The organism is Candidatus Limnocylindria bacterium, from assembly GCA_036523395.1.
Lineage (GTDB): Bacteria > Chloroflexota > Limnocylindria > P2-11E > P2-11E > CF-39.
Genome location: DATDEH010000015.1, coordinates 34,580 through 45,875 on the forward strand (window position 1 = coordinate 34,580; position 11,296 = coordinate 45,875).

Consider the following 11,296-nt stretch of genomic DNA (forward strand, 5'->3'; position numbering starts at 1 on the left):
GTATTCGCTCTAGCGGAAGCGCGAGGACTGCCGGCGCCGGACGATCGTGTCGACGAGCGCCGGCAACCTTTTCTCTTTCACGTACGCGAGCGCGCGCCTGATCGCCGGGCCGGCCTCATCGGGATCCGCGATCGGGCCCTCCGCGTGCCAGCCGAAGCTCTTCGCGAGCATCGCGAAGTCCGGCGCCGGATCGTCGAGCTCCTGACCGACACGCGCGTTCTCCACCGGCGTTCCGCGGTGGCGCGCGACGCGGATCTGATGCTCGAAGTCGTTGTAGTACGCGCGGTTGTTGTACATGACCACCAGCAGCGGGATGCGGCTGTTCGCCGCGGTCCAGAGCGCGCCCGGGTCGTACATGAGATCGCCGTCGGGCTGGATGTCGATGACGATCGTGTCGGTGCCGCGATACGCGAGCCCGACACCGAGCGAGACGCCGATCTGCGTCGCGGTCCCGAACGAGCGACCCGGGTGCCGCTTCGGCGAATCGACATCCCAGAGGCGCAGCGTCCAGTCCTCGAGCGTGTTCGCGGTCAGCACCCAGTCCTCGCCCTTGATGACGTTCCAGATCTCCGAAGCGAGGCGCGCCGCCGTCAGCGGGGACGCATCCCAATCCGACTTCGCGTCGCGTTGCCACTTCTCGCTGAGCGCGTCATGCGCGGCGCCGATCTCCTTTCGCCGGGCCGCGCGGTCTCCCGCGCCCGCCTGCGGGCGAACGAGCGAGCGCAGTGCGGGCAGCGCGAGTCGGGTGTCCGCGACGACCGAAAGCGTCACCGGCTGGAAGTCGCCGAGATCCTCGGCCCACTTGCTCTGCCGCAGCTCGGAGAGCCCGATGTCCACGATCGGTGTGCCGACCGGAACGCGCGAGCGCTTCGCCCGGTCGGCGCTGTCACGGTCGAGCTCGCTGAGCGCTCGGTGGAGGTCACCGACGTCGAGCGCGATCACGAGATCGGCGTCCTTGAGTGCGTCGCCGCCCGACAGGTTGAGCGGATGCCGGTTCGGGATGTTCACGCGGCCGTGCAGGTCGATGACCGCCGCCGCGATCTCCTCCGCGAGGCCGACGAGCTCGGGCACCGCTTCAGGATGCCGGCCGGTGAACTCGGTCACGATGACCGGCCGCTTCGCGCGTGCGATGAGCTCCGCGACCCTCGCGAGCGCCGCCGGGTCGGCCTGCACCGGCGTCGGGCGCGCCGCGCCGGCCACCTCGTCGATCGCGACCGCGTGATCCAGCGGATCCTCCTGGAGCCCAGCGTCGTAGCAGAGGTAGACCGGACCGGCGGGCTCGGTCGTGGCGATCCGATACGCCCGCGCGAACGAATTCGGGAAGTCGTCCACGGTCGCGGGCTGGTCGTCCCACTTCGTGAAGTTGCGGACCGCCTCGGCCTGCACCTGCGCGGTGTGGATCCAGTCGATCGCCGGCCGGCGCCGGTGCCGATCGACCGGGCCCGTCGCGCCGAGCAGCATGAGCGGAACACGATCGAGGTGGGCGTAGTACACGCCCATCGTCGAGTGCAGCAGGCCTACGACGTCATGGACGATCGCCCCCATCGGCCGTCCGGTCGTCTTCGCGTATCCGTGCGCGACGTTGACCGCGACCTTCTCGTGCGTGCACAGGATGATCTCGGGCTTGCCCTCGCCGTAGTTGACGAGCGAGTCGTGCAGTCCGCGGTACGTGGCGCCCGGGTTGAGCGCGACGTACTCGATGCCGAAGGCCTGCAGGAGATCGACGATGACGTCCGAGCCGAAGCGGGGCGAGCGCGTCATGGCGCCCGCCCCGCCCTCGTCGAGGCTATTTGCCGACGCCGCGCTTCTCGGCGTCCGCGACGTACTTGTCCTCGATCACCTTGGTGACATCGAGGTCCTTCACCTTCGCGTTCGTCGCTACGAGCGTGTCTCGCGTTGAGTTGAACGACGCGACGGTCGGATGCGGGTACGAGGGGAAGATCGTTCCGACGTAGAAGTCGTACGTCTGCGAGAGCGCCGCGGAGTCCTCGGCCTTCGTCGTGTCGAGCTTCAGCAGCTTCGCGAGGACCGGGATGGTCCTCGCCTTGTCCTTCTTCGCGATACCGATCGCCTCGATCTCCGCGTCGACATACGACTGCACGGCCCGCGGGTTCTTCTCGGCCCACGATTTCAGCACGATGGTGCAGTTGTCGGTGGCGGGTATCTTCTCAGCGCCGAGGTCGTAGATGACCTTGAAGCCGGAGGCAAGCAGCTTGACCGTGTCTGGTGGATGGCCCGGGCCGGCGTAGGCGGCCCCGCCGATCATGCCGGTCGCAAGATTCGCCGTCGATCCGAACGCCTGAATGGTCACGTCCTTTGCCGGGTCGAGGCCGAGCCGCTTCAGCGATTCCACCGCCGCGACGTAGGCAGAGCCGCCCACGGTCGCGACGCCGACGGTCTTGCCCTTGAGGTCGGCGGGCGTCTTGTAGTCGGCCTTCGCGAGGAACTGCCACGGCGTCACCGGGACGAAGAGCGCGACGACCTGCATGTCGGATCCGCCGACGAATCCGCTCATCGCCTCCGTCCCGCCGAAGTTGCCGACCTGCGTCTGGTTGGAGACGAGCGCGGCCGCGGACGGCGAGCCACCGTCGATGAGGCTCAGCTCGACGTCAAGACCACGCTTCTCGAAGAGGCCGAGCTCCTTTGCCATGAACGGCGCAAGGTTGGCGGGAGTGACATTGCCGTATGACGACTTGATCTTGATCGGCGTTGGTGATGCGGTCGGTGCGACCGATGCGGCGACGGTCGGCGCCGAGCTCGCCGCGGGAGTGCTGCCTCCGCACGCGCCCGCGATGAACAGCGCGGTGATCCCAAGAGCCAGGACACGGCGGACGCGCATCCCACACCTCCGAGGTTGCCGGTCTGCCCCACAGGCGACCGGAGCGCGAATGGTTATACCATTCGGCGCGCGCTTAGGCGGCGCGCCCCTCGAACATGGTCCCGAGTTCGGTCAGCCGTGTCCGCGTCGCTCGTAGGAGCGCGCCGTCGAGGTAGGACGGCTGCAGACCGGACGCCCAGTAGAGGACCGCACGATGATTCGCCTGTTCCGACTCACGCCGTGTACGGAGAGTGACGTCACGGCCGATGCCGCGGAACTCCAGCCACGACTGCCAGATGCCGTCGATGCGCTCGCTCGCATACACGGAGGCCGCCGCGGTCCTCTAACGCGCGCGGCCCTCCGGCTTCTCTCCCTTGCCCACCAGCCAGCCCCAGCGGTCGAGGGCCTTCTGCTTCGTCGCCGGCGTCGGAAGCTGCGACCGCGGGAACTTGTCGCGCCACTCCCACGGCCGCGTCGCGTCGATCACGGCGCGTGACGAGAAGCCCTTCTTGTCGGGGTGGATCCGCGGATCGAGCGGACCGCTCCACGCGCGGGGAATGATGTCGATCGATTCTGCGGGCTCGGAGCGCGTGCACATCGCCCAGAGCACCTGCTCCAGGTCCATGACGTCGATGTCGTCATCCACGACGATCACGTAGCGGCCGAGGTAGGCGCCGGTGTGCACGCTCGCAGCGGCGTGACCGACCTGGCGCGCGTGCCCCGCGTAGCGCTGATTGATCGAGACCGCGTTGAAGAGCCGAGAGCCGCCCACCTCATGGCACCACACGCCGACGATGCCCGGAATGCTCGCGGCCTCGAGGTCGCCGCGAAGCCGAGCCGATCGCATGAACGCGCGATAGAACGACTGCTCGTCCGGCGGCACGTTCGGCGGCGACGCGAGGATGATCGGATCGTTGCGGTGGTAGATGGCGTGCACGCGGAGCACCGGCTCCTCGCGTTCTCCCGAGGCGTAGTAGCCGGTCCACTCACCGAAGGGTCCCTCGACGGCCTTGTCGTTCGCGTCGGCGAAGCCTTCCATCACGATCTCGGCGTCGGCCGGGATCGGCAGGCCGGTGACCGGGCCCTTCACGACGCGGTATGGCGCGCCGCGAACTCCGCCGGCCCAGTCGTATTCGGTGATTCCGTACGGGATCTCGGTGCACGCCGCGAGGAACAGCAGCGGGTCGCCGCCCGGTACGAACGCGACCGGCATCTTCTCGCCCCGCGCGAACCACTTGTCACGGTGCTGGCGCCCGTGCTTGCCGGGTGAGATGTAGAAGCCGAGCCGCGTCTTGTCGTGGACCATCACGCGGTACGTGCCGAGGTTGACCCAGTGCTCGTCCGGATCGATCGTGATGTCGAAGCTGCCCGTGCCGAGGTAGCGGCCGCCGTCGAACTCGTGCCACTTCGGCGCCGGGAAGACCGTGCAGTCGATCTGATCGCCGCGCAGGACGTTCTCGAACACGGGGCCGTCCTTCACGACCTCGGCGGCGATCGTCGGGATGCCCTTGCGCACACGCTCCTGCCACTGCTTCACGAGCTCATGTGGCGACGCATCGATCGGGAGGCCGAGCGTGATCGCGATGCGCGCGAACGAGCCGAGGCCGTTCGACAGCACGCGGAAGCCTTTCCTGTAGCCGGCGATCTCGTCGAAGAGCGTCGCCTTCGACGGGCGCGTCCGGCCGAGGAGCTCGGTCGCCATTCCGATGTCCTCTTCGGTGTTCGCGCCGGTGACGACCTGCAGCTCGCCGATCTCCTCGACCCTCTTCAGCCAGTCGCGAAGATCGGTCGGGGTCTTGGTCTCCGTGCTGATCGTGGTGGCCATTTGGCTGCCTCCTACGTGTCGTCGTCCTCGAATGTACGCGCCAGGGCACGTGGTCTCCAACCGTCATCGGGGATCGCCGCGCAGTGTTCGACCGGGAACTCCACCCACACCTTCTGATCGCGGCGGAGCTGTGTCGTTGGATGCGCGCGTGCGCGGACGAGCAGGTCGCCGATCTCCACGACGCAGTCGAGTCGATCGCCGAGGAACGCGGCGACGCGCAGCGTGCCCGCGAACTCGTTCGTCAGACCGGCCGCCTGGGGGCGCACAACGATGTTCTCCGGGCGCAGGACGAGCAGGCCTTTTTCGCCTGGCGCGAGGCCGTCGATCGTGCACGTGACGACGCCGCCCAGCGCGCGGATCCCTCCGGCGGTTATCTCGCCCGGCAGGAACGTGGCCTCGCCCACGAAGTCCGCGACGAACCCCGACGCCGGCGCTCGATAGAGATCGCGCGGCGCGCCCTCCTGCACGATCTTGCCGGCCTGCATCACCGCGATGCGATGGGAGAGGAACAGCGCCTCGCCCTGATCGTGCGTCACGTAGATCGTCGTGATCCCGAGACGTCGTTGGAGCTGGCGCAGTTCGATCCGCATGCGCTCGCGCAGCTTGGCGTCGAGATTCGACAGCGGCTCGTCGAGCAGCAGCACCTTCGGGCGGCGCACGAGCGCGCGCGCGAGCGCGAGGCGCTGCTGCTGGCCGCCGGAGAGCTGCGGCGCCGGGCGCTCCTCGAGGCCCTCGAGGCCGACGAGCGCGAGCGCGTCTTCGACCATCCGTGTCGTCTCGGCCCTCGACGGCGGGTGCTCGCTGACGCGCAGTGGGAACGCGACGTTCTCGAACACCGTCATGTGCGGCCAGATCGCGTACGACTGGAACACCATGCCGATGTCGCGCGCGTAGGTCGGCACGAAGTGACCGGGACCGGAGAGCACCGCATCGTCGAGACGGATCGTGCCGGCCTCCGGACGCTCGAGGCCCGCGACACAGCGCAGGGTCGTCGTCTTGCCGCACCCGGAGGGACCGAGCAGTGTGAAGAACCGCCCTTCCTCGACGTTGAAGGAGATGTCCTCCACGGCGCGGACGTCACCGCGGTCGGTCACGAACGTCTTGCGGAGCCCTTCGACCTGCAACACGGCTAAGCCTCGCGGATGGTGCGGCCGCCGAGCCGCTGCAGGACCGTCACCAGGATCACGAGGATCACGATGAGGAAGATCGAGAGCGCGGCGATGCTCGTGTAGTTGCCGGAGTCCCGGAGGTCGAAGATGCGAACAGCGAGAACGACGCTCTGGGTCGAGTACAGCAGCACGCTGCTCCCGAGCTCGCGCAGCGACACGATGAAGATGTAGATCCACGTGCCGACGAGCGCCGGCCGCAGGAGCGGCAACAGGACGAGCCGGAAGGTGGGCCACCAGCGGGCACCCGCCGCCGCCGCGGCCTCCTCGAGCTCGCGGTGCACCTGGATGAGCGCGGCGCTGTTGCCGCGGATCCCGTACGGCAGATACCGCGTGATGTACGCGACCAGGAGGATCCACAGCGTCCCGTAGATGCGGAGCGGGATGGTGAAGTACACCCAGATCAGGCTGATGCCGAGGACGATGCCGGGGATCGTGATCGGCACGAACGCGAGGAAGTCGAGCAAGCCGCGACCCGGGATCCGCGTGCGGATCGTGACCCAGGCGATCACCGCGGTGAGCGCGACGACGATGGTCGCGGCGCCGACACCCAGCAGCAGGCTGTTGAACACAGCGGTGCGTGTAAGGTCGTCGCTCAGGATGAACGCGTAGTTCGAAAGAGTGAGCTCGCGCAGCGACTCGATTGACGGCACCGAGTACACGCGCACGAAGCTGGCGTAGAGCAACACGAGGAACGGCAGCACGATCGCCAGGACCGCGTACAGGCCCAGCCCGGCGAGCGCGACGTAGCGGAAGCGCCCGAGCTCGAGGCGCCGCGGCCGATATGCCTTGCCCGTGACCGTTGTGTACCGCTCGATGCGTCGCGTCGTCCGGCGATGAAGCACGAGGCCGACGACGGAGATCGCGAGCAGCACCAGACCATACGCCGCCGCGAGCCCGAAGCTCGGCGGGTAGAGCTTCAGCGAAAGGTAGATGCGGGACGTGTAGACGAAGATGCGGCCGGGGATCCCGATGATCGCCGGCACCTCGAACCCCTCGAGCGCGCGCACGAAGAGGATGAGCAGTACGGAGGCCACGCTGGGGAGGAGCAACGGCAGCGTCACGCGACTGAATGTCCTCCAAGCATTCGCGCGGCTCGCGGCCGCCGCCTCCTCGAGGCTCGGATCCATCGCGCGGAAGGCGGCGCTCATCAGGATGAACGCGAGCGGCGCGGTGTGCAGACCCTCGATCCACATCATCCCGGGGAGGCTGTAGACCGAGAGCGTGAAGCCGAAGAGCGCCTTGAGCGGCGCGTTGATCCATCCGATCTCGGGGCTCAGCAGGAACAGCCAGGCGATGGTGTGCACGATCCCAGGGACGATGAGGGGTACGAGCGCGATGCCGTACCAGAGGCTGCGCGCGGGGACGTTGGTGCGCTCCACCGCCCATGCGACGCCCGTCCCGATCGCGAAGGCGAGCGCGGAAGCTCCACCCGCATACATCAGCGAATTCGCGAGGAGCTCGAGCGAGGCCTGATCGGTGAGGACGCGCTCCAGATACCGCGTCGTGAACTGGAAATCGAGCGCGCTCCCGGAAGCGGACACCGCGCCGAGCACCAGCATCGCAAGCGGGACGACCGTGAGATAGGCGAGGAGCAGGGCGGCGATGCCTACGATCGCGACGTCGGCGCGCCACGCCGGGAGATGGATCCCGGCGCGGCGCGCGGCGGTCGTGGTCGCCATCAGTCCGTCGTCGTGATCACTTGACGCCGAGCGTGCTGTTCCAGAACGCCTGGTCCTTGTCGAAGTCGGCACGCAGCGCGAGGCTCACGTAGAAGATCGGCGCGAAGTTGTTCAGGTCCGGGTACTTCGGCGGGACCTTCGGGTTCGCCGGCACGCGGCCGGTCGACTGGATCGCCTTCTGCCCGTCGATGGATGTCATCCACTCCATGAGCAGCTTGGCCGCGTTCGGGTGCGGCGGCTTGTTCGCAAGGGCGATGCCCTGCACGTCCGTGATGATCGGGTTCGTCTGGCCCCAGGTGATGGGCTTGTTCTCTTCGTTCTTCAGCTGGGCGAGCCGATGCCCGTTCGAGGAGAGCGTCGCCGCGAATTCGCCCGCGGCCAGCAGGTTCGCCATGTCGGTGTGGCCGCTGCGCAGCGACGGCTTGTTCGCCGCGATGCACTTGAGAACGGCCTGCGCCTCAGTGTCGCCGAGGATCTTGCGCATCGCGGAGTAGACGACGACGTCGCCCTGCTCGACCGCGATCTTGCCCGACAGCGCCGGGTTGCAGAGATCCTTCCAGGTCTTGATCGTGACGCCGGCCGGCAGCTTCGTCGTGTTGATGCCCGGGATGTCGTTGTTGAGCCGCGCGGCGATGAAGGCGCCGCTCGCGTCCTTCACCTCGGCGGGGTAGTCGCCCGCGGACGCGACGATGTACTTCTGGGTGTAGCCCTGCTCGATGATGTAGCCGACCTCGAAGAGGTTCGACTCCACCAGATCGAACAGGTCCTGCCCCGCTTTCTTTTCCGTCACGACCTTGGTCGTCAGCACCTCACCCGAGGCGCGCGTGTGCACGACCTTGACGCCGGGGAACTTCTCCTCGAACTTCGGGAAGACCTTCTTGCCGTCGTCGGCGTTCATGGAGGAGTAGATCTGGACTTCCTTCTCGGCCTTCGCGAGCTCGTAGAGCCGAGCCATGACGGTGTCCGGCGAGTCGCTCGTCGTCGGCTTGGCCGACGCGCTCGCCGCGACCGTCGGGCTCGCCTGCGTGCTCGGCGTGGTCCCGCCGCAGGCCGCGAACATGAGTCCAAAGATCGCTAGCGCCGCCGCGAGCTTGCGTTCCACCTCTCGCACCTCCCAGAGGGCATCGAATGTTAATACCATTGGACCAAAGGCGACTCGAGGCCCACACTTCAGACGGATGAAGCTCCAGGCGCGGGACGTCATCATCCACCATCGCCGCCAGCGCTACGGCGACATGCTCCTCGCGGTCGACGGCGCGACGATGGACATCGGCGAGGGCGAGTTCGTCGCGATCGTCGGACCCTCCGGCTGCGGCAAGACGACGTTCCTCAATGCCGTCGATGGGCTGCTCCCGATAACGTCAGGCACCCTGACTCTCAACGGGAGGCAGATCGACCGTCCCGGGCACGACCGCGGCATGGTCTTCCAGCAGCCGAGCCTCCTTCCGTGGCGCACGGTCATGGGGAATGTCATGTACGGGGTCGAGCTTCTGGGCCTGCCGAAGGAAGACGCACGTGCGATCGCCAAACGGTTCGTCGAGATGGTCGGTCTTGAAGGCTTCGCCGAGTCCTATCCGCTCGAGCTCAGCGGTGGTATGCAGCAGCGCGTGAACCTCGCGCGCGCGCTTGCCGTCGATCCCGAGATCCTCCTTCTCGACGAGCCTTTCGCCGCGCTCGATGCGCAGACGCGCGAGACGATGCAGCACGAGCTGCTGCGCATCTGGAACCAGACGCGCAAGACCGCGGTCTTCATCACGCACGACATCGTCGAAGCCGTGTACCTGGCCGACCGCGTCATCGTGTTCACCGCGCGACCGGGACGAGTGAAGGAGATCCTGAGGGTCGACATCCCGCGCCCGCGCGACCTGCGCGTGAAGCGCGATCCGCATTTCGTAGAGATCGAGACGCGCATCTGGGAGAGCATCCGGGAGGAGGCGGCCCGCGACACGCTGGCCGCGACCGCATAGATGGCGGAGCGCGTCGAGGAACCCATCAAGTACGACACCCTCCAGAACTATCCGACCGAGCAGGTAGGGACCGGGGTCTTCCCGACGCGCGTTCCCCACGAGTCGCCGCTGCGGACCACGCCGCTCCCGCCTCAGAACTGGTTCCAGAAGCACGAAGCACTGATCATCGGGACGGCCGCGGTCGTCGTCTTCTTCGCCGTCTGGCAGGCTGTCGGGTCGGCGCGGATCGTGTCGCGGCTCTTCCTGCCCGCGCCGACAGATGTCATCGAAGCTTTCACCGAGCTCGTGAAGGACGGCGAGCTCGCGCAGGACCTCGGGTACTCCGGCGCGGAATTCGGTATCGGCTACGTACTCGCCGCCGTCGTCGCGATCCCGCTCGGCCTTCTCCTCGGCTGGTATCCGCGGTTCCGGTACGCGCTCGATCCGTTCGTCACGTTCCTCTATGCCACACCACGCATCGTGCTCTTGCCGCTGTTCATCATCTGGTTCGGGATCGGCATGGAGTCGAAGATCGCGGTGATCTTCCTCGGCGCGTTCTTCGCGATCCTCATCAACACCACTGCGGGCGTGCGCAACCTCGATGCGCATCTCATCAAGGTCGCGCGCTCGCTCGGCGCGGGGGATCTCGTCATCTTCAAGACGATCGCTTTGCCGGGATCGGTCCCCTTCATCCTCACCGGCCTGCGCCTCGGCATCGGTCACGCTCTGATCGGTGTCGTCGTCGGCGAGCTCGTGGCTGCGCAGCACGGGATCGGACGGATGATGGCGATCGCCGGCGCGACGTTCCAGAGCTCGAAGGTCTTCGCCGGCCTCTTCTTCATCGCGGCCGCGGGCATGCTGCTCACCTACGCGCTGCAGCGGCTCGAGCGTCACTTCGACGCGTGGCGCCCGCAGCGCTGAGCGCGCCGTGACCGCTGACCTGAAGAGTGATGCCTACGCCATCGCGCGGCACGTTCTGTCGCGGATCGCCCACCCGGTCGCGATCATCGGCGCGGCGCACGAGGGCGAGCGCTCCTGCGCGACGGGCACGACGATGTATGTCTCGCTATCGCCGGCGATGGTCGCGGTCGCCGAGCATCACGGCTCGCGAACGACGCGGCTCATCCGCGACAGCGGCCAGTTCAGCGTGTCGCTGCTCCACGACTCGCAGCAGGATCTCGCCGCCGCAGCGGGGAAGCCGGCAGCCGGCCCGGACAAGTTCGCCGCGCTTCGCATCCCGGTGGTCGAGCCGCCCGAGGGACTGCTCGCACCCGCGGTCGCGGGCAGCATCGCGATCCTGTGGTGCCGCGTAGCGCGTTCGGTCGAGACCGGTGACCATCTGCTCTTCGTCGGCGAGGTCGTCGCGCATCACATCGACGAGCGCAAGGTGGATCCCCTGCTGCGCTACCGACGACGCTACATGCGCAGCGGTCACTGGACGAGCGAGGAGTCACCGGAGGGCTACCCGACCTGAGCGCCGATCGGGCCGATCTCCGCACGCTCGTCGCGACCGCCGCGCGAGCGCTCGCCGTCGCAGGCCTCTTCGACATGCATGGCCACATCTCGGTGCGTGACGGCGACACCATCTACATCAACGACCGCGGCTCGAGTCGCATCGCGACCCGGCCGGATCAGGTCGCCGCGGTGCGGCTCGCTGACGGCCGGCCCATCGGCGACCGCGAGCCGCCGTCGGAAACGCCGCTGCATCTCGCGATCTATCGCGCGCGCCGTGACGCGGGCAGCGTCGCGCATTTCCATCCACGCGCCGCCACCGCGCTCGCGGTCGCGGGCCGGCCGCTCATCGTCGCCTCAAATGCAGGCGCGTGGTTCGGCGGCACCGTCCCGGTGTACGACGATCC

Annotated in this window: 11 protein-coding genes; 4 read left to right on the top strand and 7 right to left on the bottom strand. The window is 67.7% G+C overall.

Features of this window, described 5'->3' with window-relative positions; genetic code table 11:
- Positions 1–9: 9 nt before the first annotated feature.
- The 7 genes from VI056_02070 to VI056_02100 form a co-directional block, all read right to left on the bottom strand.
- Positions 10–1,761: a thiamine pyrophosphate-binding protein gene (locus VI056_02070; GenBank protein HEY6201806.1), complete on the bottom strand. Its 1,752-nt coding sequence runs from the start codon at positions 1,759–1,761 to the stop codon at positions 10–12.
- Positions 1,762–1,786: 25 nt separating this feature from the next.
- Positions 1,787–2,839 carry an ABC transporter substrate-binding protein gene (locus VI056_02075; protein HEY6201807.1) on the bottom strand — a complete coding sequence of 351 codons (1,053 nt, stop codon included), beginning with the start codon at positions 2,837–2,839 and terminating at the stop codon, positions 1,787–1,789.
- 73 nt (positions 2,840–2,912) lie between these two features.
- A complete protein-coding gene (locus VI056_02080; protein ID HEY6201808.1) occupies positions 2,913–3,143 on the bottom strand; it encodes a hypothetical protein in 231 nt (76 codons plus the stop codon).
- 18 nt (positions 3,144–3,161) lie between these two features.
- Positions 3,162–4,643 carry a UbiD family decarboxylase gene (locus VI056_02085; protein HEY6201809.1) on the bottom strand — a complete coding sequence of 494 codons (1,482 nt, stop codon included), beginning with the start codon at positions 4,641–4,643 and terminating at the stop codon, positions 3,162–3,164.
- 11 nt (positions 4,644–4,654) lie between these two features.
- A complete protein-coding gene (locus VI056_02090; protein HEY6201810.1) occupies positions 4,655–5,770 on the bottom strand; it encodes an ABC transporter ATP-binding protein in 1,116 nt (371 codons plus the stop codon).
- A gap of 2 nt (positions 5,771–5,772) precedes the next feature.
- Entirely contained in the window at positions 5,773–7,491 is a 1,719-nt protein-coding gene (locus tag VI056_02095) for an iron ABC transporter permease (protein ID HEY6201811.1), read from the bottom strand.
- A gap of 16 nt (positions 7,492–7,507) precedes the next feature.
- Positions 7,508–8,593, bottom strand: coding sequence for an extracellular solute-binding protein (locus VI056_02100; protein ID HEY6201812.1), 1,086 nt, complete (start codon positions 8,591–8,593; stop codon positions 7,508–7,510).
- Between the two features lie 76 nt (positions 8,594–8,669).
- Between VI056_02100 and VI056_02105 the strand changes: the two genes are divergently transcribed.
- From VI056_02105 to VI056_02120, 4 genes are all read left to right on the top strand, one after another.
- Positions 8,670–9,458 carry an ABC transporter ATP-binding protein gene (locus tag VI056_02105; protein HEY6201813.1) on the top strand — a complete coding sequence of 263 codons (789 nt, stop codon included), beginning with the start codon at positions 8,670–8,672 and terminating at the stop codon, positions 9,456–9,458.
- Positions 9,459–10,358: an ABC transporter permease gene (locus tag VI056_02110; GenBank protein HEY6201814.1), complete on the top strand. Its 900-nt coding sequence runs from the start codon at positions 9,459–9,461 to the stop codon at positions 10,356–10,358. It begins immediately after the preceding gene.
- 7 nt (positions 10,359–10,365) lie between these two features.
- Positions 10,366–10,911, top strand: coding sequence for a flavin reductase family protein (locus VI056_02115; protein ID HEY6201815.1), 546 nt, complete (start codon positions 10,366–10,368; stop codon positions 10,909–10,911).
- A gap of 74 nt (positions 10,912–10,985) precedes the next feature.
- Positions 10,986–11,296 (top strand): class II aldolase/adducin family protein (locus VI056_02120; GenBank protein HEY6201816.1); only part of this gene is annotated, 311 nt, incomplete at its 3' end.

Coding starts and splice junctions, on each gene's coding strand:
- VI056_02070 (HEY6201806.1), bottom strand. CDS start 1,761: ATGACGCGCTCGCCCCGCTTCGGCTCGGACGTCATCGTCGATCTCCTG.
- VI056_02075 (HEY6201807.1), bottom strand. CDS start 2,839: ATGCGCGTCCGCCGTGTCCTGGCTCTTGGGATCACCGCGCTGTTCATC.
- VI056_02085 (HEY6201809.1), bottom strand. CDS start 4,643: ATGGCCACCACGATCAGCACGGAGACCAAGACCCCGACCGATCTTCGC.
- VI056_02095 (HEY6201811.1), bottom strand. CDS start 7,491: ATGGCGACCACGACCGCCGCGCGCCGCGCCGGGATCCATCTCCCGGCG.
- VI056_02105 (HEY6201813.1), top strand. CDS start 8,670: ATGAAGCTCCAGGCGCGGGACGTCATCATCCACCATCGCCGCCAGCGC.
- VI056_02110 (HEY6201814.1), top strand. CDS start 9,459: ATGGCGGAGCGCGTCGAGGAACCCATCAAGTACGACACCCTCCAGAAC.